General features: G+C 36.6%; 21 protein-coding genes. 13 read left to right on the top strand and 8 right to left on the bottom strand.

Annotated elements, in window-relative coordinates; translation table 11 throughout:
- Positions 1-41: 41 nt before the first annotated feature.
- Together SOLCA_RS08255 and surE are read right to left on the bottom strand one after the other, a co-directional pair.
- Positions 42-542 carry a DinB family protein gene (locus SOLCA_RS08255; RefSeq protein ID WP_014679987.1) on the bottom strand — a complete coding sequence of 167 codons (501 nt, stop codon included), beginning with the start codon at positions 540-542 and terminating at the stop codon, positions 42-44.
- A gap of 371 nt (positions 543-913) precedes the next feature.
- Positions 914-1,651 (bottom strand): 5'/3'-nucleotidase SurE, encoded by a 738-nt coding sequence (surE, locus tag SOLCA_RS08250; protein WP_014679985.1) that lies wholly within the window; start codon positions 1,649-1,651, stop codon positions 914-916.
- Between the two features lie 82 nt (positions 1,652-1,733).
- On the opposite strand from surE, the gene SOLCA_RS08245 reads away from it, so the two are divergent.
- The 3 genes from SOLCA_RS08245 (at position 1,734) to SOLCA_RS08235 (ending at position 3,717) form a co-directional block, all read left to right on the top strand.
- Positions 1,734-2,630: a diacylglycerol/lipid kinase family protein gene (locus tag SOLCA_RS08245; RefSeq protein ID WP_014679984.1), complete on the top strand. Its 897-nt coding sequence runs from the start codon at positions 1,734-1,736 to the stop codon at positions 2,628-2,630.
- A gap of 116 nt (positions 2,631-2,746) precedes the next feature.
- Positions 2,747-3,121 (top strand): hypothetical protein, encoded by a 375-nt coding sequence (locus SOLCA_RS08240; RefSeq protein WP_014679983.1) that lies wholly within the window; start codon positions 2,747-2,749, stop codon positions 3,119-3,121.
- 74 nt (positions 3,122-3,195) lie between these two features.
- Complete coding sequence (locus tag SOLCA_RS08235; RefSeq protein WP_014679982.1) at positions 3,196-3,717, top strand: ferritin; 522 nt, start codon at positions 3,196-3,198, stop codon at positions 3,715-3,717.
- 66 nt (positions 3,718-3,783) lie between these two features.
- Here the strand turns inward: SOLCA_RS08235 and SOLCA_RS08230 are convergent, their stop codons facing one another.
- The gene (locus tag SOLCA_RS08230; RefSeq protein ID WP_014679981.1) at positions 3,784-4,302 is read right to left on the bottom strand and encodes a nuclear transport factor 2 family protein; all 519 of its coding nucleotides are present in this window, start codon (positions 4,300-4,302) and stop codon (positions 3,784-3,786) included.
- 125 nt (positions 4,303-4,427) lie between these two features.
- Here SOLCA_RS08230 and SOLCA_RS08225 point away from each other — a divergent pair, with 125 nt between their 5' ends.
- Positions 4,428-5,450, top strand: coding sequence for an AraC family transcriptional regulator (locus SOLCA_RS08225; protein WP_014679980.1), 1,023 nt, complete (start codon positions 4,428-4,430; stop codon positions 5,448-5,450).
- A gap of 3 nt (positions 5,451-5,453) precedes the next feature.
- On the opposite strand, the gene SOLCA_RS08220 is transcribed toward SOLCA_RS08225, so the two are convergent.
- Positions 5,454-6,023, bottom strand: a complete 570-nt coding sequence (locus SOLCA_RS08220) for a DUF1543 domain-containing protein (RefSeq protein ID WP_014679979.1) — start codon at positions 6,021-6,023, stop codon at positions 5,454-5,456.
- A 262-nt stretch (positions 6,024-6,285) separates the two neighbouring features.
- Here SOLCA_RS08220 and SOLCA_RS08215 point away from each other — a divergent pair, with 262 nt between their 5' ends.
- Positions 6,286-8,268 (top strand): right-handed parallel beta-helix repeat-containing protein, encoded by a 1,983-nt coding sequence (locus SOLCA_RS08215; RefSeq protein WP_014679978.1) that lies wholly within the window; start codon positions 6,286-6,288, stop codon positions 8,266-8,268.
- A 44-nt stretch (positions 8,269-8,312) separates the two neighbouring features.
- Here SOLCA_RS08215 and SOLCA_RS08210 read toward each other — a convergent pair whose 3' ends face one another.
- Complete coding sequence (locus SOLCA_RS08210) at positions 8,313-8,609, bottom strand: Dabb family protein (protein WP_014679977.1); 297 nt, start codon at positions 8,607-8,609, stop codon at positions 8,313-8,315.
- Positions 8,610-8,884: 275 nt separating this feature from the next.
- Between SOLCA_RS08210 and SOLCA_RS08205 the strand changes: the two genes are divergently transcribed.
- Both SOLCA_RS08205 and SOLCA_RS08200 read left to right on the top strand, forming a co-directional pair.
- Positions 8,885-11,932, top strand: a complete 3,048-nt coding sequence (locus SOLCA_RS08205; protein WP_014679976.1) for a SusC/RagA family TonB-linked outer membrane protein — start codon at positions 8,885-8,887, stop codon at positions 11,930-11,932.
- Positions 11,933-11,943: 11 nt separating this feature from the next.
- The gene (locus tag SOLCA_RS08200; protein WP_014679975.1) at positions 11,944-13,479 is read left to right on the top strand and encodes a RagB/SusD family nutrient uptake outer membrane protein; all 1,536 of its coding nucleotides are present in this window, start codon (positions 11,944-11,946) and stop codon (positions 13,477-13,479) included.
- A 343-nt stretch (positions 13,480-13,822) separates the two neighbouring features.
- Here SOLCA_RS08200 and SOLCA_RS08195 read toward each other — a convergent pair whose 3' ends face one another.
- The gene (locus tag SOLCA_RS08195; RefSeq protein WP_014679974.1) at positions 13,823-14,362 is read right to left on the bottom strand and encodes a DUF4142 domain-containing protein; all 540 of its coding nucleotides are present in this window, start codon (positions 14,360-14,362) and stop codon (positions 13,823-13,825) included.
- Positions 14,363-14,569: 207 nt separating this feature from the next.
- Between SOLCA_RS08195 and SOLCA_RS08190 the strand changes: the two genes are divergently transcribed.
- A complete protein-coding gene (locus SOLCA_RS08190) occupies positions 14,570-14,791 on the top strand; it encodes a hypothetical protein (protein WP_042479550.1) in 222 nt (73 codons plus the stop codon).
- Here the strand turns inward: SOLCA_RS08190 and SOLCA_RS08185 are convergent.
- Complete coding sequence (locus tag SOLCA_RS08185) at positions 14,788-15,291, bottom strand: DUF421 domain-containing protein (RefSeq protein ID WP_014679972.1); 504 nt, start codon at positions 15,289-15,291, stop codon at positions 14,788-14,790. The two genes, SOLCA_RS08190 and SOLCA_RS08185, sit on opposite strands and share 4 nt — an antisense overlap.
- A gap of 3 nt (positions 15,292-15,294) precedes the next feature.
- Positions 15,295-15,510: a DUF6496 domain-containing protein gene (locus tag SOLCA_RS08180; RefSeq protein ID WP_042480964.1), complete on the bottom strand. Its 216-nt coding sequence runs from the start codon at positions 15,508-15,510 to the stop codon at positions 15,295-15,297.
- Between the two features lie 110 nt (positions 15,511-15,620).
- On the opposite strand from SOLCA_RS08180, the gene SOLCA_RS08175 reads away from it, so the two are divergent.
- From SOLCA_RS08175 to ligD, 5 genes are all read left to right on the top strand, one after another.
- Positions 15,621-16,088 (top strand): ferritin-like domain-containing protein, encoded by a 468-nt coding sequence (locus tag SOLCA_RS08175; RefSeq protein WP_014679970.1) that lies wholly within the window; start codon positions 15,621-15,623, stop codon positions 16,086-16,088.
- A gap of 54 nt (positions 16,089-16,142) precedes the next feature.
- On the top strand, positions 16,143-17,009 hold the full coding sequence (locus SOLCA_RS08170) for an SDR family oxidoreductase (RefSeq protein WP_014679969.1): 867 nt from the start codon (positions 16,143-16,145) through the stop codon (positions 17,007-17,009).
- Positions 17,010-17,182: 173 nt separating this feature from the next.
- Complete coding sequence (locus tag SOLCA_RS08165) at positions 17,183-17,410, top strand: YtxH domain-containing protein (RefSeq protein ID WP_014679968.1); 228 nt, start codon at positions 17,183-17,185, stop codon at positions 17,408-17,410.
- A 49-nt stretch (positions 17,411-17,459) separates the two neighbouring features.
- Complete coding sequence (gene ku, locus SOLCA_RS08160; RefSeq protein ID WP_014679967.1) at positions 17,460-18,230, top strand: non-homologous end joining protein Ku; 771 nt, start codon at positions 17,460-17,462, stop codon at positions 18,228-18,230.
- Positions 18,231-18,233: 3 nt separating this feature from the next.
- Positions 18,234-20,666, top strand: coding sequence for a DNA ligase D (gene ligD, locus SOLCA_RS08155; RefSeq protein ID WP_014679966.1), 2,433 nt, complete (start codon positions 18,234-18,236; stop codon positions 20,664-20,666).
- The last annotated feature ends 17 nt before the right edge of the window (positions 20,667-20,683 follow it).

The following is a 20,683-nucleotide window of genomic DNA, read 5'->3' as shown; positions in this document are numbered from 1 at the left end:
AAACGTTTTCTAACTACTAACTACCATCCGGCAAGTTCCAACTAAAAACTCATATCGTCGGCGCTTGGGCCATAGCTTCCAGGGATTGGAACATCCAATAATCTTAAAAAAACACCCAATTGAGCCCTGTGGTGTACAATCTGACAGTAAGTCATTCTTATAACTTCTGCTTTCGATGATTTTGAATAAATCTCATCCCCGTTTCTTAAGACCCATTGTTCATCTAATGTTTTTTCATTGGTTTTTTCCAGGTGTTCGCGACCGTTTGCAAGTGATTTTTCAAAATACTTAAGTAAATCATCGGTATTGGTGATATCCTGCGGTTGATATGGATTACTTGCAAAATCAAGTTCATCTGTGGTTACAGCCATTGTTACCCAGGTAGGCAATTCAGCAATATGGGTAGCTAAACTTTTAATGTTCATGCTTTTAGGATGTGGCTTCCAATCATATTTGTCGTTAGGAACCCTGCTTAACATCTTACGAGTAGTTTGCGCTTCTTGCTCCATTTCCTTAAGAAGCGATTGAATAATTGTTGACATAGCTTTATGTTTTTGTTTTATGATTCAAAGAAAACAATGGCTTGTGACAACCCTATGTCAGTAGGTATTGATTCAAAGATTTTTTGTTGGGTTTGTCACTTTGTTTTTGATTTTGCTGGTGTTTTTCAGTTAGTTATAAATTTAACAAAAAAATGGGTAGGCCAAGCCGCAAAGCTTTGTTAAAAAAGTGTTCTTTGTGCGCGTGATCCTATATTCCCACTACTTAAATAAAATAACTATAAGCACTTAAAATATTTTTTCTCTCACAAAATTATGGCACAGTTTATGGTATACAATATTCAATCCGGCTCCCCGCCGGAGTTTTTCATAGGTAGATGTTTCCCTGAGCTTGAAAAAGCTTGGGGATTTTTTTATTGTTGCTGTGTTGTCTTTTGCATTTTTTGCAATTCGGCTTCGTTTGTAAGGTCTAAACGCAATGGTGTAATGGATACAAAGCCTTTATCAATCGCCCATCTATCAGTTCCTTCCTCGGCTGGTTCCATCGGAGATACGGTAAACCAATAATGTTTTCTTCCCATAGGATCCATGGCTGGCACTATTTTTCCGTCATACATTCTGACAGATTGTCTTGTCCAAACAATATCTTTTGGATTTGGAGGAAAGTTAACATTAAATAATCCAAAATCAGAATGCTCTATTAATAAGGCTATGGTTTCTTTTACAAAAGGTGCCAACAGTTCAAAATCGGGTTCAGTGTTACCGACAGGCGTACTAAAGGCAATTCCTTTTATTCCTAATAAAACGGCCTGTTTTGCAGCAGCCAATGTACCTGAATGCCACATTGAATTACCCAAATTAGGTCCCATGTTAATCCCCGATAACACTAAAGATGTTTTAGGATAAAGATGGGTGCCAAGCGCAACACAATCGGCTGGGGTACCATTGACCCTAAACGCTTCAATGTTTTCGAAATGAATAGGTGATTTTTTTATCGAAAGCGGTCGGGAATGCGTTACTGCATGTCCCATTGATGACTGCTCCACATCGGGAGCAACTACATGAACATTCCCAAAGTGTCTGGCCACATTAGCCAGTGCTGCGATACCTGGGCTGTAAATGCCATCATCATTAGTGATCAGTATATCCATAGCCTACTAATTGGTATTATCGTGCCACACTCCAATAGTGGTATAGTTTTATCAACTATAACATAGATTAATTATTCAAATTATGAAAATCGCTCATCTATTGCATAACCCCACAGCCGGAAATGAAGAACATTCAAAGAAAAATCTGATTTCACTAATTGAGAATCAAGGGTTTGATTGTAGATATTCTTCCACAAAAAGTAAGGATTGGAATATTGCAGAAGATACAGATTTTTTGGTGGTTGCCGGAGGTGATGGTACAGTTAAGAAAATAACAAAAATATTGCTGGAACGTAAAGTACTCGAAAAGTCTTGGCCAATTGCATTACTGCCATTAGGAACTGCAAATAATATTGCAAAAACGCTAGAACTTCCCCTTGAAACGGAACAAATCATAAAGTCATGGAAAAAGCCTTTAATCAAGAAATACGATGTAGGCCGTTTATACGCTATTAAAAATGTTGAATTTTTTCTTGAGTCGTTTGGTTATGGTGTTTTTCCTTACCTGATGCTAGAAATGGTTCGACAGGAAAAAGAATCAATCGAAGATCCTGAAGAAAAAATTAAAGAAGCGTTAAAACTGCTACTTGAAATATTGGACAGTTATGAAGCCCGCTTATGCGATCTGCAAATTGACGGAAAAGATTATTCGGGCAAATATTTAATGGTGGAAATTATGAATACAAAGTCTATAGGTCCTAACTTAGTTCTTTCACCAGATAGTGATCCAGGAGATAGCAAACTAAATATAGTTATCATCGGAGAAAAACATCGAAAGAAACTCCTATCCTATATAGAGGGCAAAATAGATGGAGAAAAATCTGAATACAAGTTTGATACGATTGAAGGGGAAAATATTAGCATTCGTTGGGAAGGCACCCACGTACATGTAGACGATAAAGTGGTTAAAGTAAAGAAGTCTGCAGAAGTTAAGATTAAGCTAATACCAGATTTGCTCAATTTTATAGTACCATCTTAACGATTTTACTATCAATTGTTTAGGTAATTTAATAATTAATGACGATCAGCTTTTTTTTAGCAATAAAAAACATAATTAATTTGTAATAAGTCTAAATACATGTATTTTTGCGCTTGATGAAAGTTTTGTGTCAGAACGAGTTAGGCCAAATTAGTACGGATCAAACTAAAGCCTCGATTATTTTACAAGCGTACGATCAACAAACACCGTTGCGTATGTGTGATTTTCTATTATTGCGTCAACGACTCAATGATATTAATTGGAAAGCAATTCTTTTGGGTACCGATCCGAAGGATGATTACTTCCACCTTAATCTTTCCATAAGAAGCCCCAAAATTGTATTTAAGTTGGCAGATGCCCTTCGTTTACGTGATTTGGTGAATACTGCATACTTTTATTTTTCATTAAAGGATATGCTTATACGTTCTGAAGTGTTAATGGAGCACGACCTTACCATACCAACCGAGGAAGAATTGCTTGTTTTAAATTAGAAAGCTTCTAAATTTCAGTATTTTACATAAAAGTAGAATTCATTGGTGTAAATTTATAGTAAACGAATTAAGCCATGAAAACTGCATTAAGATTAAAAACTTCACTCCAGGAGTCAATTCAAGATTTGCTGAATGAGCAAATTGCTATGGAGGCACATTCATCTGCAGCTTATTTGGCTATGTCTGCATGGTGCAATGTACAAGGGCTGCAAGGTGCAGCAAAGTTTTACAGAAAACAATCTGGAGAAGAGCGTGATCATATGATGAAAATCTTTGATTATATGAATGATTTAGGTGCTCATCCTATGTCTCCAGAGGTAAAAAATATCACCCTTCATTTCAATAATCTTCACGACATGCTTATTATGGCATTGGAAATGGAGATAAAGATCACGGAAAACTTCAATAAAATTACTGACCAGTGTCATAAGGTTAAGGATTTTCAAACTGCTCGTTTCTTACAATGGTATTTGGATGAACAAGTAGAAGAAGAAAAAACTGCTCGCAGAGCTATTGAACTTTATGAATTGATTGGAATTGAAGGCGTAGGATTATTCAGAATCGACCGTGAACTTGAAAAGTTAATCCATGAATAAGCTTAATTTTTCTATGAAACTGAAAAGACGCCATAAGGGATTACCATATGGCGTTTTTGTTTTTAATTAGTTACCCCAAAATCCATTTTCCTGAGCTAAATCTGCTGAATATATTTTGGCCTTTGTGATCTGGCCATTTTCAACTGTATAAACATCGATATTATCAACCGACATTGTTTTTCCTACCTGTTGGGCTGCTTTCCAGTGAAGCAGGCACGCTACACTGTTGCCATTTATGGCAATTACATCAATTTTAGTTAGAGCCAAGGTATTCTCTGAATAATGGAACATCCCTCCTACCATTTGAAATACCTCTGTGGCAGATTTCTTAATTCCTGAAAAACGATTGTTTCCGGGCTGATCCCACTCAATTGCAGGATGAATGATAGTAGCTAATTTTGTATGATCACCTTTTTGTACTGCTGTTAAAAAGTCGGTTACTACTTGTAATGCATGATTTTCCATTTTGTTCTCTATTAAAGTTTTACTTGTTGATTGATTCATAATAGTGCTGGTTGCTAGCTGCCCCTTGGTCGTACTTACTGAAATTATCAGTAGGACAATAGCAATTTTGATTGTCTTCATGGTATTTTATTTGTTTCTCCAAAACTACTTGGAAGTGAGTCCCTATGTTTTATCAATACACGACAATCAGTTGTCATTTCACGACAAATGTCTTTTTAATAAAAAGGGAAACATTAACTTTAGGTATGGAAAATCATCAACGAAGGCTCGTTATCAGTCTTTTTGCCTATGCAGTTTATAAAGATGTTTCTGCTATAGAATTAGCCCGTTTAGCAGGAATTGACTTAGATGAACTTAAGAATAATGAAGAAATTGTATTCACTTCCAAGCAAATAAATGACTTATGGTTAAATGCTGCTCATTTAACAAAAGATGAATTGTTTGGCCTTCATTTTGGAGAATCACTGCAATTATCAGCCTTAGGTACCATTGGTGAAATCATTAAAAATAGTACCACAATCGGTGAAGCTTTAACGATTGCAGCAAACCTTACTCATTTAATAACGAATTTGTTTAAACTTGAAATAATTCATTCGAAGGATACGTTTACGCTACAATTTGTCCCATTAATAGCTATTCAAAAGGATGTTCCTTTTTCTTTTAAGCAAACTTTAGATTTGTTTATGGTTTTTTCGATTCGGGAATTGGATGGGTTACTATTCGAAAAAATTAAACCCTTATCTGTTAATTTTCCTTATGAAATCATAAACACTATGGAGTATGAACGGGTAATGCGATGCGCACCATCTCAAAAAAGTGGAGCGTTTTCGTTAACATTTGATAACAAGTGTTGGAATATGCAGATTCTGATGGCTAATTATGATTTACAAAAATCACTATTAGAAAAGGTCGCTTCTCTTGAGAATCAAGTCCCTGTACTTGAGCATACTTTTCAATCCAGGATTTATAACTACTTGCTTACCAATTCTTATTTGGGAATAGTGTCTATTGAGGAGATAGCCGCTAATTTTAATATAAGTTCGAGAGGATTGCAGCGTCGACTTAAGGAAGTAGGGATTACCTATCAGCAATTAGCCGACGAAGCAAGAAAGTCATTGGCAATACATTACCTTCGGTCGGCTAATTATCAGGTTAAAGAGATTTCTTATATGCTTGGTTATAACGAAGTGAGTGCTTTTTCAAAAGCTTTTAAACGTTGGACCGGTACTTCGCCGGTTGACTACCAACGATCAGCATTTGTTCAATAATTACTATTCAGCAGCAATCACACTTAACTTAAAATATCCTAAACGAATTTCATCTTCTATCGTATTTTCGGCAATTGAGATTGAAAGACGGTAATGCTGTTTGACATCTTCCGGAAGTATGTCTTCGATATCAAACATATCATCTACATCAATTCCATACTTATCGTCGATATGAGCGTTAGCTCCTTCAAACTGCGTATGTTTAAAAAAAGCAGTTTGCTTTGCCTTTTGTATCGCTTCTCCTTTTGAAGCTGCGACTGTTAACATTTTGTAGTGGAACTCATCAAACTCATTTTGCTTATATCCGCCCAGATTGATAAAGAAAAGCTTTAAGTTGGAATAGCTATTATCTTCATTTTTAGGCACCAATTTTATCGAATTCTTATCAACATTACTAACTTCCCTCCATGCATCGATATGAATCTTTTCATCAGCTTCGGGCCAAAATTCTTTGATTTGAGGAATCAACTCTTTGATTGAAGCAGCAACTCCAAAAAATACATCGTGCTGTTCTGTATAACGGCCTTTGGGCTTACAACCCAATAATAACATAAATAATTTCTGATTGTTCATGAAAAGATGATAGGTATTAAATGCGGGTAAAAATAGGTAAAATAGCTTTAAAAAAAGCCATTTTGGCTATTGCTAATACAATTCAAGTCTTTTCATTTTTTTTGATTTTAGTACAATACTGAGTATATTTATGGTAATAGTCTCTGTTGCGGACTACCTTCCGCATTATTTCTCTGTCATATATTGTTTTTAAACTAAATGCATTTGTATTCAAGAGCATTGTTAATACTGTTCATTTTTTTATTATCTAAAAACAACTATTATGAACAACGGAAACCTTACTCCCAACGAATTAAATAAAATATTAAGTGATTTAGGGTTACCTACTCCTCCTGCAGCTCCACCAGCGTCTCAAGTAGCAGTTGATGACCCAAAACCATCTACTTCAATTTATGGTGTATTCCCGGAAACATTCGGTGCTAAAGGGGATGGCAAAACAGATGATACCAAAGCTATAGTAGATGCCATCGCTTTGGCAAAGAAAATTAAGCAGCCACTCTACTTTACCGGGGGTAAAACCTATGTATTTACCCCTACCTCTGATACGGATATTACGGGCATTCCTGAATTTATCGGATATGCTACTATTGATTGTTCAAAGGTTGACCAAAACAAATTAAAAACAATTTTTGCAGTAACAGGCACTTCAACGACCATAAATAGCAGTGCAAAACTTACGAAAGGAGAAACTTCATTTAATGTAGGTAGTGGGAAAAATATAAAAATTGGAGATTTTCTCTATGTAACGTCACAAGAAGCTAACGGAAATCCGGATAGAGCTTATTACTATAAAGGACAACGTTTTGTAGTGTTTGATTATAATAGTGCCAATGGACTGGTAACGGTATTTGAGACTATTCGACAAACTATTAACGCTGCAAAAGTGGATGTGTCAACTAATGTTCCACCTTTTAAAATAAGTCCAGCACTTACCTTTAAGACCTCAGTAGATAATTGGATATACTGTTTCAAATTTATAAAAGCCAATGTAGATGTTGCCGGAAATTACTATTATTTTGCTAACGCAGCCATTTATCTTCAATATACTCTCGCAAGATGTTCTGCGAATATTTACTACTCTTACCTAAGTGAACAAGATGATTCAAATAGAACGTGTTATGGTATTGTAATAACAGATTTGTCGCAAGTGGCAGTTATCGATAGTTACATTATTGGAGGTCGGCATGCTGTTTCCGGTACGGGAAATTACCCGGTTGATTATCAGATTAATGGTGGATTATATGCTAATCTGGAAAGAGTGGGGTCAGTAGATGGACATGGGAATGCATGGAATATTCAGGTTGACGGTGCTACTATAATCGGAGGCTTTGAGAGTTGCGGATATTATAATAAAGTAAGTAACTGCGAAATTTATTACCGGGGAGCATCTGCCATTCAATGCATTCACATAACCACCACTGATTATTCATGGGGAGTATTTATTTTCGAAAATTGTAATATACAAAGTTTAGGTACAGTTCAATTTTCTGGAATCATTACTGATCAAATTACAACGCTGGCAAGTATATCCATCAATAATTGCTCAATTGTTTGTAAAATGGACTCTGGCCAATCCGGTTACGCATTCAGAATAAAAGACAATGTAGGCGCCGTAAATATCAATGGGCTTACTATTTCTGTAGATACAGGCGATAAAGGGATGATTTGTATGTTTAATGTGTATACAAGGAATGTATCCATTACAGATTTAATTGTTAGAGGTACCAGTTTCCGTATCTACAATAAACTTACAGCTGATTCGAGAATACTTATAAGAGATTCACAAATAGAAGCTTCTACTAACACAGGATTTTGGATACAAGACTTCGAAGAAGTAGAACTAATAAATGTAAGGGCCGACAGAAACTTTCAAACCGGAATATACTGTTTGAATAATGATAATGTAATGGTTCAGGGTTGTATAATTACAAATAACGGAGCAAGTAGTTTTAGTAGTAGTTCCCAGTATGATTATTTAAGGGCCGGTTTAGCTATTAATAATTGTGATAATGTAATTATTCAAAGTAATAATTTTAAAAGCACTAATAGTCCCTCAGCTGGTCAAGGTCAGTGTTTTGCGGTTTATATGATGGGCAGCAGCAGCTCTTATATGCTACAGATGAATAATGCAAAAGGCTGCAAAGGAACATCCGCTTCTCCAAACTCATTTAAAATGCTTGGAACAAAACTATCACAACTTGGTAATGTAAGTGATTTTCCTATCCCTGATAGTTTAAACGCTTAACATTAAATAAGAAAGAAGGCCAAAACGACCTTCTTTCCTATTAATTATTCAGCATCGTAAATAACGACCTTTTCAAATAAAACTCTGAACTCGTCAAGGAATGCCTTGTGAATTGGATCTACCTGATAAACATCATGAGCCGCCAAATCATCAAATAACAATAACAACGAGAAGGTATAAGTAGTATCAACAACAGCTCTCTCTATAGGAGCCGGGGTTCCGATGAAAAACGATTTAATCGTTTCAACACCTTTTAACGATTCTAATCCACCACGAAAAGCTTTCTTTTGCTCTTCTGTGGTATCGGCTTTTAACCAAAATAATACGTGATGTGTAAGCATTTATTACAAGTGTTTAATAAAGCGACAAAGATACCTAAACTCCCAGTTTAAATGCCTAATAAACAACGAGGCAATAAAATTACTTTTAATTCAAATCTTTAAAACCCTTGTTTTATTAACTTAAATACTTGACAGTTAATAAATTAAAAATCGTAAATTAAAGATAAATCCAATGCGAAACTCAGTTTGCCAATTGAATACGGATCCGGATTTCTTCTTGTTCTGCTTACAAAGTTATCCGGTTTTTTAATAATAAACCTATAAACCTTTGTGTTATGAAAAGAAGTTTATGCTCTCAATTTCTTCTTTTTACCCTTTTATTTTTATCAGCCATCAATGGCTTTGCTCAGGAAAAAATTACTGTAAAGGGTAAAGTTACGTCGTCTGCCGATAACGAAGGACTTATCGGAGTGAGCGTTTCATTAAAAGGTACTTCTACAGGAGCCATGACAGATCCGGATGGGAACTATTCACTTTCAGTTCCAGCTAATGGAATACTGGTTTTTAACTATGTGGGATATGAAACTCAAGAAGTTAATGTAGATAATCGGACAACAATTAATATTGTATTAGTTCAGGTTTCAAAGGCGCTGGAAGAAGTAATCGTAATTGGTTATGGTACTCAACGCAAAATTGATATAACGGGTTCAACCGGAAGTATTAAAGGAGCTGAACTAACCAAACAACCAGTACTTACGGCTACACAAGCTGCGCAAGGAAAATTAGCCGGGGTGCAGATTATAAGTTCCGGTGCGCCCGGAACACAACCTGTGGTAAGGATTAGAGGAACAGGTACTATGCTTGCTGGGGCTGATCCATTATATGTGGTAGACGGAGTAATTACTTCAGATATCCGAAATATCAATTCAGCTGATATTGTTTCGATGGATATTTTAAAAGATGCTTCTTCCACTGCAATCTATGGGATGAGAGCCGCCAACGGTGTTGTATTGATCACGACTAAGAAAGGTTCTGTTGGGAAAGATCTTAGGGTTACTTATGATGGTAATGTCGGTTTCAGGCAGGTTGCTAATTTGGTTACTATGGCTAGTGGGCCACAATATGCTACCTATATTGGTGATATAAATGCCGGATTACCTCCTAATGAACAAATTGCCCTTCCTGGAAATCAAGCTTCGACAGAATGGTACGATGAAATACTAAGAAAGGGTTTTCAACAAAATCATAATATCTCAGTTTCAGGGGGTAGTGAAAAAGTTAATTACTTCTTTAGCGGAAGCTATTTAACCGATGAGGGCATTGTACTGGAGAATAAATATGAACGCTTTACACTTCGTTCCAATACCGATTTTATCTTAAGTAGCAAGGTAAAACTAGGTAATCAACTATCATTCAGCACCGGACAAACACGTGATGTTAACCTTACTGGTGCATATAATGACTCTTACAGGGCCGCACCTATTATTGAATCAAAAGTGGATGGCAAGTATGGAAATACTTCTGCTTTTGGAAATGTCGGAAACCCAATTTTGGATATTGAAAACAATGACAATAAATTAACTGAAAATCGGGTTCAGGGTAATCTGTATTTGGAGTATTCACCCATTACTTCCCTTCAAGTACGTTCGGCATTTGGTGGCGATTTCTTTAATAATAAACGGCGAATCTATCAGTACCAGTTTTTTAATACCGAAGCAACTTTCATAACAGCCGGAGGAAACCAACGAAATGACCGCAGTTTATTGGAGATCAGAAACGATAATACTTTTCGCTGGGTATGGGATAATACAGTTACTTACAATCATAAATTTGATAACGCTACCTTAAAGGTATTAGGTGGTGTAACTACCGAAAAATATACAAACGATAACAATTACGGATCGAAGAAAGACATTCCTTCAACAAAAGATCAATGGTATCTAAGCAATACTGGAGATCCCGAAACAGCTATAAATGATGGAGGTGGTGAAAAATGGTCAAGAACTTCGTTTATAGGTCGGGTTAATTATGATCTGATGAACCGTTATTTATTCACCGCTACTTTCCGAGCCGACGGAACTTCCCGCTTTCCATCAGCAAATCGCTGGGGGTTCTTCCCTTCTTTCGGATTTGGCTGGATTCTTTCGGAAGAGAATTTTCTTAAAAAACAAACCACCTTTGATTTGCTAAAATTACGTGCCAGCTGGGGACGTGTTGGTAATGACCAGGTGCCTCCAAACTCGGCTACTTCAATTGCTGATACCGGTATTCCTTATTTCTTTGCTACACAACCTGTTAGAGGTACTGCTATTACACAAATTGTGGACGAAAATCTTAAATGGGAAATAACAGAAGAATACGATATCGGACTGGACTTTTCAGCAATTCAAGGTCAACTCTCTGGTACAATTGATTATTACAACAAGAAGACAAAAGACGCCTTGGTAAGAGTTAATCTACCGGCCATTTTAGGTGATGCAGATGGCGTATATCTCACAAATGCAGCTTCGTTTGTAAACCGTGGCTGGGAATTTACGATTAACTGGTCTCATCGATCAAATGAGAATTTTAAATACAATATTGGGTTCAATGCTACATTTAATCACAATGAGATTGTTGGTCTGAACCAAGGTCAGGCTTTGGTTGCCGGTACGGTTGGGCAGCAAAGTTTTACTACTAAATCTGATAACGGTCAACCCATAGGAAGTTTCTTTGTGTTACAAACCGACGGCATTTTCCAGTCGCAAGCTGAAATTGATGCGTCAGCACAAAAAAGCGCTAAAGTAGGCGATTTGAGATACAAAGACTTTTCAGGAGATGGACAGATTAATGATGACGACCGCGTATATGTGGGTTCTTATCAACCTAAAATGTATTTCGGATTAACAGGAGGTTTTACTTATAAAGATTTTGATTTTAGCATAGATTGTTATGGAAACTTTGGTAATCAGATTTATAATGGTAAAAAAGGCGCAAGGGTAAATGCTACTGATAATATTGAATCGGATGTAGCCAATAGCTATTGGCGTTCCGATCGTACAAATACAGGGGTTCCAAGAGCTTCCAGAGACATTCTTCCAGCTTCCACCTATTTTGTTGAGTCAGGTGATTTCTTTCGGATCAACAACATTACGTTAGGCTATACCTTGCCTAAAAAAACGCTTGAACGTATTAAGATTGAAACACTAAGGTTTTATATCTCTTCACAAAATCTCTTAACACTTAAAGCATACAGTGGCTTTACACCAGAACTGGTTAATCCGGCGAGTGTTGCAGCAACAACACAAACGCCTAATGCGGATGCAACTTTGGCTCCAGGAATTGAGCTAAATGCTTATCCAACTACACGTACATTCACATTTGGTGTTAACCTTACTTTTTAAACTTTAAGATCATGAAAACGCTCATTCAAAATAAATTTATTATTAGTGTTGGCCTAAGCATTTTAACGATGGTATTACTGCCAACCTCCTGCAAAGATTTTATGGATATTCCTCCGCAGGGGCAAATTTCGGAAGAGGAAATTAAAAATAACCCCAACGCTGCCTTTGACCTTGTAAATGGAGTTTATAATACCATGTGGCTAGGTGGTTTTGATCCTGATGTACATGGATTTCAGTACGTGGTGTTAACAACAATTGCTTCGGATGATGCAAATAAAGGCAGTACACCTGGTGATTTCGGCCCTTCATTAGATGTAGATAATTTTACCCTAAATGCAGATAATTTTTGCGTGGACAGAATATGGAGTGGTTATTACCTGGCTATTTCAAGAGCCAATCAGGCGCTGAGTAAGTTACCTTTAAGTCCTTTAGATGATGCTACTAAAAATCGATTGATTGGTGAAGTTCGTTTTTTACGTGGGTATTTTTACTTCAACCTTGTTCGTTTCTTTGGTGGTGTTCCCAAAATTACCATAGTTCCTAAACCTGAAGAAGCTAATAATGACGAATTCCAGACTCGTGCTTCTGTAGATGATATTTATAGTTTAATTATTGAAGACCTCACATTTGCCGCAGATAATTTACCGCTTAAAGGTGCAACAGAACCTGGTAAAGCAACAAAGGGAGCAGCACAATCGATGCTTGCTAAAGTATATTTATACCAACAAAACTGGACTAAAGTAATTGAACTAACACAGACAGTAATTTCAGGAGCATCTGGTGCTTATGACCTTGTAAGTAATTATGAATTAATCTGGCGTCAGAATGCGATTAATGGAGATGGTGGTAATAATAACATCGAGTCCATTTTTGAAGTACAAACAGGTAGAAACACCAAATGCGACGGAGCTATCAATCTTTATTCAAATTGTCAGGGACCTCGTCAGGGTGGAAAAGGTGGCTGGCAGGACCTTGGATTTGGATTTGTTGAACCTACAGAAGATTTGGTAAATGCATACGAAGCAGATGATGTAAGGAAAAATGCTACCATTATCTTCATTACACCAACAGGAACTCGCTTATGGGATGGCTTCAGAATCCCAAGTCAGGATTCAGTTGAAAATAAACGGTATAACTATAAAGCTTACCACAGCCGTACGCTTGAGGCATTTTGTGGTAACAATGATCGTTTACCAAAAAATCTTAGGGTAATGCGGTTTGCAGAAGTACTTTTAATGCACGCCGAAGCATCTTTGCATGCCGGAAGTGCCGGAGAAGCATTAACAGATATCAACCGAATTCGAGAACGTGCTAAATTGACCCCACTTACCGTTGTTACATTGGATGATGTTTATAAAGAACGCCGTTTAGAATTGGCAATGGAGCATGACCGTTTCTTTGATATCGTAAGACTTGGTATAGCCGGACCGCTCTTAAGGGCTCAAGGAAAGAGCTTTGTAGATGGCAAGAATGAGCTCTTCCCTATTCCTAACAGTCAGCGCAGATTAAGCAATAATCGTCTGACTCAAAATCCGGGTTATAATTAGACTATTAATAACGCGTTGAACGATTTGATTTCACATTTGTGAATTAAAGCATAAATTATCATATAAGCCAAAATCGCCTCGTACAGTTCGGGAGAAGTGATTTAAATACTCGCACTAACTGCCAAAGAACTGTACGCAGCGACGGCATTTTTTGCTTACTTTTTTTTGCTGAAGAAAAAAAGTGAGTCCCGCTGAAAGCGGCGGAAGAAAATAATTTATCGAACTGTGTTTATTGCATTATTAGGCTTTTTTTGAATTATTTTAACTCGCCCAACGGGTTATTAATATTTAATAGAAGAAAAGGGATTTAAGTCATGAGAAATTTAAATCCCTTTTTTCGATACTATTTAAGTAATACAGCCGCTCGCTTCATGTGCTCATTCAGTATCGGTGTCATTTCATTGATCATGTTAACGATATTGGTATCTGTAGTCGCCGTTTTCATAGATTCAAATTGAGCTAACGTTTCTTCATTTCCTTTCATCACCTGTCTGATATAATCTTTATCAAATGATTTGGTTGATAGCAGGTTATTATAATTAATTCGTTTTTCAACGCCGAGCGAATCTGGCAGAATGATTTTGTTTAACGAAGCTATATCGGTTAAACGTCCTTTTATCGTTCCGTAGTCATCAGAAACAATTTTAGCGAGTGATTTGATTTCAATTGAATGCGAAACAGAATCTGCTAACTGAGCACTTTTCATTTCAAACAGTCCCTGTTCATAGATCTTAACAATAAAATTAGCATTTGCCTGCAGATCATCGGCTTTAAAACTTACGTCATTTAAAGCATCTGCTTGCTCTTTGGTTGTATCGCGTTTATCAGCTTGCTTACAAGATGCTAAAAGCAATAAAATGAAGAGGATATATAGCGATTTCATGATTTTTAGTTTTGATACCGTTTAACTATTGAAAGATTTATGCCGAACCGTTTTTAGATGGATAATTTCGGTTGTTTGAGTAAATAATGTGAATCGCTATGAAGTTTTGAGGATAATTATCTACAGTTTAACTATTTAATATTCAGGTAATTGGTAAATTCATTTGGCATTATATTTCCTTTATCATCTGTAAACAATTCAATTGTTATGAAAGATACAAAAAGCATAATGACACTATTTGCAGGGATTGCAGTAGGCGCTACAATTGGCGTATTTGTGGTATCAAAAATAAGTAAAGAGCAATTCAAATACTTTAAGGTTCAGCTAAGGGATACACGCAAGCGAATTGTCAAATCATTTAAGAATAAATTCAGGAAGGAAGAATTAAAAAGAATGGGCAAACAAACAGTGGTTGATCCAACTCTTTAATATTCAGTATCTACATCTTTAATAATGAAACTGATACGTCCATTATTTTCGAGAAATGCGGTACTTATTTTTTCAAGAGAATCCTGATGCGTTTCCAGCCGTAGGCTTTTTAAGATATCAGATTTGCTAATGGATGTTTTTTTGAGGTTATCCCATTGTAGCTCGCCGTTATCATATAAAATCACCTTTTTACCCGAAATCAGGTTTTGAAACCTCCGGTTTTTTACCGAAATAAATCCAAGTATCCTATGCAGGAGCACGATGCTTGTTGCGGCACAAACTGTAGGTAAATAAGGGGATGCACCTACAATACCTCTGGATAAAATTGCACCCAACATAATAAACACAATAATATCCAACGAAGATTTTTTACCGAACATTCTAACTCCCCCTAGCCTAACCAGCAGTAAGGATATAAAGAAGGTGAAACAAGCACGAACAGACATTTGTAGTGCACTTAAATTTTCACCTTCTCCAAATAGCTTCAAAATTGTATCCATAAATCAAGAATTTTTTTTGCTAGTGCTTTTCTTCGCATCTGAAGATTCCTTCTGTTTTGGTACTTTGGCTCCTTCTTTACGTGCTTCAGATAGTCCGATTGCAATGGCTTGTTTTCGACTGGTAACTTTTTTACCTGTTCCGGTTTTAAGCTTACCCTCTTTCATTTCTTCCATGTTCTCTTTAACCTTTTCCTGACTTTTCTTTGAATATTTTGCCATGACTTGAATTTTTGGTTTCATTATATAGAATTCAAATTGCTTGCCATAACTATAAAAACAGGCATGATATTTTCCTGTTTATTAATTAATTAATTAACGCTGTTTCAATTATGGATAACACCAATAAAACTGTTATTGTATCTGCATTAAATGATCTGGTGAAAATCAACAGAGACCGTTTTGTAGGTTATCAAAAAGCTATGGAGCTTACTAAAAATATGGAGCTTAGGACAATCTTTGAACGATTATCGTTGGATAGTTCCCAAAATATAAATGAATTATCGGATCAGATCCTCAGAATACACGGAAAGCCTTTTGAAAGCACCAGCATAGCCGGAAAGTTTTACCGTACCTGGATGGATATAAAATCTGTCTTTTCAGGTGGTAGCGATCATTCTATTTTGAAAGATTGTGATTATGGAGAAAGTGTTGCTTTGGAAGCGTATGAAAGAGTAAATGAAAGTAATGATTTTATCATGGATGTTTCAGCCGATATATTGATTAGATATCAACAACAACGAATAATGGAAGGGCATGATACAATAAAACAATTACTACACAAGAATGTACATCAATAATGTTTGGGGTTAATTGGGCAAATATTAATCTCTTTTCAATTTACCTAAACACTTATGCAAAAATCAAATCCTAAAAGGGCTCAGCGTCCACCTCAGGCACAAAAGAAGCAACCTGGCATAGAATCGAAAATGATTCCCCAACCTCAATCTGAGGGAAGCCCACAAATGGAGCAAAAGCTAATCGGTAAGGTAACTTATATTTCAGGAGGTGATAGTGGTATTGGTCGTGCAGTAGCAGTATTATTTGCTAAACACGGATCTAACATTGCCATTTCTTATCTTAATGAAACATCGGATGCTGAAGCAACAAGAGTTCTGGTTGAAGAATGCGGTGTCAAATGCTTGTTAATTAAGGGAAATATAGCTGATGAAAGGTTCTGTAAATCGTCTATCAAGCAAGCAGTTAAAAAGTTTGGCAGGTTAGATGTATTGATTAATAATGCTGCGGTTCAGTATCCACAAAAAAAACCTGAACTTATTTCTTCATCTCAACTGGAAGAAACTTTTAAAACCAATATATTCTCCCATTTTTATCTGAGCTCGGAAGCGCTCAATTATTTGAAAGAAGGCTCTTCAATCATCTGTACAACATCAGTTACGGCTTATAGAGGGAGTGCTCATTTAATAGATTATGCATCTACAAAAGGTGCAATTGTTGCTTTTATTAGGTCGCTTTCAGCTGCTTTAGCTGATAGAAAAATTCGGGTTAATGGGGTTGCTCCCGGCCCTATCTGGACACCATTAATTCCGGCAAGTTTCACGAAAAAAGAAGTTAGTGAGTTTGGTTCTGATGTACCGCTAAAACGGGCCGGTGAACCAGAAGAGGTGGCCCCATGTTATTTGTTTCTCGCTAGTGATGAAAACTCGTACATGACAGGTCAAATTTTACACCCCAATGGTGGAGAAATTGTAAATGGGTAATTGTTGGAAGGATATCCCCTTAATACCCAAAAAAGGTCTATCGTATAGGTTAATCCCCATTTCGAGAAATCAAAAAAGTTTTTTTATTCGGGAATAAACAATCCAACTGATTTCTGCTTAACTTTAGTAAATGGCACAACTATTTCATTATCAATAAATAAACAATTAATACTATGGATAATTTCAAAACAGTAGCAGCCTTCTTCGCCGGACTTGCCGTAGGAGCTGCAATAGGTGCTTTCACTGCCCCTGAAAAAGGATCAGAGCTAAGAAAACGTATGACTGAAAGGCTAAAAAAAACTGGTAATGATCTTGTAAATAACGTTAAAGGCGGATTTGACGATATTACAAGTACGATCACATCCAAGATGAAAGATGTTAGTGATGAAACAACCTTTTAAAGGGTTGAAAAACAGTTTTTCCTTCCTGAAAAGTTAATACAAATAAACTATGAGAGCGATATGGAAAGGAAGTATAGGATTTGGATTAGTAAACATTCCTATCAAGCTTTTTAGTGCTACCCAATCAAGTAGTCTTGATTTGGATATGCTCGATCGTAAAGACCACGCTCCTATCCGTTTTAAGCGGATAAATGAGCATAGTGGTAAAGAGGTTGAATGGGCCAATATCGTGAAGGGTTATATGATCAAAGACGATTATGTGATTCTGGAAGATGCCGATTTTGAAGATGCTGCTCCGGAAAAAAATAAAATGATCGATATTGAAAATTTTGTAGAACTGAAAAGCGTTGACCCAATTTACTACGAAAATTCCTATTATATTGAACCGGACAAAGGGGGCATAAAGGCCTATTGGATGCTTTATAAGGCGCTTGAGAAAACTGGAAAAGCTGGTTTAGGTCGTTTCGTGTTGCGGACGAGCGAGAATTTATGCCTGATAAGACCAATGGCAGATGTATTATCGGTTCAAAAGATTAGGTTTCCAGAAGAAATTCGCTCAGTAGGTGAACTTAATTTCGAGCAAGCGGACTTAGGTAAAAAGGAAATGGAAATGGCTATGGCGCTTATCAAGGAATACACCTCTCCTTTTGATATTAAAAGCTTTCAAAACTCCTATACTGCTGCGCTAATGAAAATTATTAAAGCCAAAGCAAGCGGTAAACGTCCGAGTATTCGTAAAATTAAAGTGGAGGCTACTAAAACGGATGATCTGACTCAACAACTGATCAAGAGTCTTTCTGTTAAAAAGAAAGTATCGTAAATCATGCCCAAACTTAAGGAGTATATTGATAAGCGCAACTTCTCACAAACCAAAGAACCAGTGGGTGGAGATGTTACGGGCAAAAAATTAGCTTTTGTTGTACAGCGTCACCATGCTTCCCGGTTGCATTATGATTTTCGCTTGCAAATGAAGGGTGTGCTAAAAAGTTGGGCTGTTCCTAAAGGCCCTTCCTTAAATCCACAGGATAAGCGATTGGCCATGATGGTAGAAGATCATCCCTTGGATTATAAAGACTTTGAGGGAGAAATCCCTAAAGGGAATTATGGAGCCGGAAATGTACACATCTGGGATGAAGGGTATTATATTCCAATTGCAGACTATAAAGATCCCGAAAAGGGGTTACTCGCAGAACTTAAAAGTGGCAATCTGAAGATTATCCTGATGGGGAAACGACTCAAAGGAGAATTTGCCATCGTAAAGATTAAGTCGGATGAGGAAAATGCGTGGTTGTTAATAAAGCATAAAGATAAATATGCTGTAAATAAGGATTACGACAGCGAAGACTTTGTAGCTGCAAAAATTAAAAATAAAAAGAACATCACTTCGGAGCAAACAGCAACAAAAAAAAAGTCCGTTAGAACCCATACTACAATAAAACCAATTACCCCCATGATGGCCACACTTGGGTCTGATATGGTAAAAGGTGATGATTGGATATTTGAACCTAAGTTAGATGGCTATAGAATAGTTGCCATTACAGATGGTTACCATAACAGTAAATTATTTACTAGGAATCAATTAGACTATACGTCAAAATACGAAAACGTGGCGGAGATCTTAAAAAAACTCGACCGGGCATGCGTTTTGGACGGAGAAGTTGTAAAGTTGAATGATGATGGTAAGCCAAGTTTTAATGCATTACAACTCTTTGGCAAAAATCCCGTAGGGAAAGTTCATTATTATGTGTTTGACCTGCTGCAACTTGATGAACATTCATTGCTTGAAATGCCCTTGACTGATCGTAAAAAGATTTTGGAGGCGCTTGTTAAGTCGATTGACTCACCCTATATCATTTTCACACCCTATGAATCGGGTAACGGGAATAAGCTTTTAGAAGAGGCCCGGAAGAACAACAGTGAAGGCATTATGGCTAAAAAAGCCGATAGCATTTACCACCCGGGTTACCGGACTAAGGAATGGATCAAACTAAAGGTGAACCAGGAAGATGAGTTTATAATTGGTGGATATACTGAACCTCGCGGGAAAAAAGGTCTTATTGGTGCTTTTTTATTGGGTGAAAATAAAAACGGGAACCTGACCTTTTCCGGAAAATGTGGAACAGGCTTAGATGAGTTGCGCGATCAGGAGATTTATGCTACACTGAAGGATTATGAAATAACTAAATCTCCATTCACAACAAAAATTACCAATGATACTAAAATACATTGGCTGAAACCAGAATTAGTTTGTACGGTCAAATACTCGGAGCGTACGGAGGACGGAAAACTTAGGCATCCTGTTTTTAAAGCTTTAAGAGAAGACAAAACTGTTACAGATATGAAACCAGCGGAAGATAATTATGAAATTAAGGCTAATGGTAATAAAGTAACTATCACGAATCGAAACAAGGTTTATTTTCCGGATAATGGTATTACCAAAGGTGATGTTGTTGATTATTATGATACTATAGCTGATTATATTCTCCCCTATCTTAAAGATCGCCCATTAAGTTTACATCGCCATCCTAATGGCATCAATGCGCCAAGCTTCTTTCAGAAAGACATTGAAACTAAATCCTACAATTGGCTAAAAACTGTTTCAATACACTCTGAGAGTAATGATAAAGACATTGATTATTTAGTATGCAATGACAAAAAAACATTGTTGTACATGGCTAATTTAGGTTGCATCGAAATAAACCCATGGCTATCAAGGTATCCTGGAATTGAAAAGCCTGATTTTTTGGTATTGGATCTCGATCCGGAACAGATTGGTTTTGAAAGTGTTATTGAAGTCGCATTAACAATTAAAGAGCTTTTGGATTCCTTATCAATACCATCCTACCCGAAAACTTCAGGTTCCACAGGAATTCATATTTATATATATACCGGTGCTAAGTATCACTATGACAGTGTAAAACTGTTTGCAGAATGGCTGGCAGGTAAGGCGCATGAGCTAATTCCATCCATTTCTAGTATTGAGCGGAGTCCGCAAAAACGACAAAAAAAAGTGTATATCGATTTCCTTCAAAATCGTAAGGGGCAAACCATTGCTGCTGCCTATAGTTTACGCCCTAAACCAGGTGCAACTGTTTCCTGGCCATTATCATGGGATGAAGTAACTAAAGAACTTAAAATGGAGGATTATACGATTAAAAACGTTCCGTCATTATTAACCAAACGAAAAAATCCTTGGGCAGATATTTATTCTTCTACGGTAAATATTGCAGCTATTATGAAGAAGTTGCAGGTGTGATCTTTCTTAAAATAAAA

Origin of the sequence: Solitalea canadensis DSM 3403 (assembly GCF_000242635.2) — a bacterium.
Taxonomy (GTDB): Bacteria; Bacteroidota; Bacteroidia; order Sphingobacteriales; family Sphingobacteriaceae; genus Solitalea; species Solitalea canadensis.
The sequence above is the reverse complement of the archived record's forward strand: the minus strand, read 5'-3'. Positions and strand labels throughout refer to the sequence as shown.

Bases quoted from the DNA above. Each gene is read 5' to 3' on its own strand.
- SOLCA_RS08165 (WP_014679968.1), top strand. From the start codon at position 17,183: ATGGATAATTTCAAAACAGTAGCAGCCTTCTTCGCCGGACTTGCCGTA.
- SOLCA_RS08255 (WP_014679987.1), bottom strand. From the start codon at position 542: ATGTCAACAATTATTCAATCGCTTCTTAAGGAAATGGAGCAAGAAGCG.
- ku (WP_014679967.1), top strand. From the start codon at position 17,460: ATGAGAGCGATATGGAAAGGAAGTATAGGATTTGGATTAGTAAACATT.
- SOLCA_RS08210 (WP_014679977.1), bottom strand. From the start codon at position 8,609: ATGCTTACACATCACGTATTATTTTGGTTAAAAGCCGATACCACAGAA.
- SOLCA_RS08175 (WP_014679970.1), top strand. From the start codon at position 15,621: ATGGATAACACCAATAAAACTGTTATTGTATCTGCATTAAATGATCTG.
- SOLCA_RS08220 (WP_014679979.1), bottom strand. From the start codon at position 6,023: ATGAACAATCAGAAATTATTTATGTTATTATTGGGTTGTAAGCCCAAA.
- SOLCA_RS08180 (WP_042480964.1), bottom strand. From the start codon at position 15,510: ATGGCAAAATATTCAAAGAAAAGTCAGGAAAAGGTTAAAGAGAACATG.
- SOLCA_RS08205 (WP_014679976.1), top strand. From the start codon at position 8,885: ATGAAAAGAAGTTTATGCTCTCAATTTCTTCTTTTTACCCTTTTATTT.
- SOLCA_RS08235 (WP_014679982.1), top strand. From the start codon at position 3,196: ATGAAAACTGCATTAAGATTAAAAACTTCACTCCAGGAGTCAATTCAA.
- SOLCA_RS08195 (WP_014679974.1), bottom strand. From the start codon at position 14,362: ATGAAATCGCTATATATCCTCTTCATTTTATTGCTTTTAGCATCTTGT.
- SOLCA_RS08225 (WP_014679980.1), top strand. From the start codon at position 4,428: ATGGAAAATCATCAACGAAGGCTCGTTATCAGTCTTTTTGCCTATGCA.
- SOLCA_RS08170 (WP_014679969.1), top strand. From the start codon at position 16,143: ATGCAAAAATCAAATCCTAAAAGGGCTCAGCGTCCACCTCAGGCACAA.
- ligD (WP_014679966.1), top strand. From the start codon at position 18,234: ATGCCCAAACTTAAGGAGTATATTGATAAGCGCAACTTCTCACAAACC.
- SOLCA_RS08200 (WP_014679975.1), top strand. From the start codon at position 11,944: ATGAAAACGCTCATTCAAAATAAATTTATTATTAGTGTTGGCCTAAGC.
- SOLCA_RS08215 (WP_014679978.1), top strand. From the start codon at position 6,286: ATGAACAACGGAAACCTTACTCCCAACGAATTAAATAAAATATTAAGT.
- SOLCA_RS08185 (WP_014679972.1), bottom strand. From the start codon at position 15,291: ATGGATACAATTTTGAAGCTATTTGGAGAAGGTGAAAATTTAAGTGCA.
- surE (WP_014679985.1), bottom strand. From the start codon at position 1,651: ATGGATATACTGATCACTAATGATGATGGCATTTACAGCCCAGGTATC.
- SOLCA_RS08230 (WP_014679981.1), bottom strand. From the start codon at position 4,302: ATGAAGACAATCAAAATTGCTATTGTCCTACTGATAATTTCAGTAAGT.
- SOLCA_RS08190 (WP_042479550.1), top strand. From the start codon at position 14,570: ATGAAAGATACAAAAAGCATAATGACACTATTTGCAGGGATTGCAGTA.
- SOLCA_RS08240 (WP_014679983.1), top strand. From the start codon at position 2,747: ATGAAAGTTTTGTGTCAGAACGAGTTAGGCCAAATTAGTACGGATCAA.
- SOLCA_RS08245 (WP_014679984.1), top strand. From the start codon at position 1,734: ATGAAAATCGCTCATCTATTGCATAACCCCACAGCCGGAAATGAAGAA.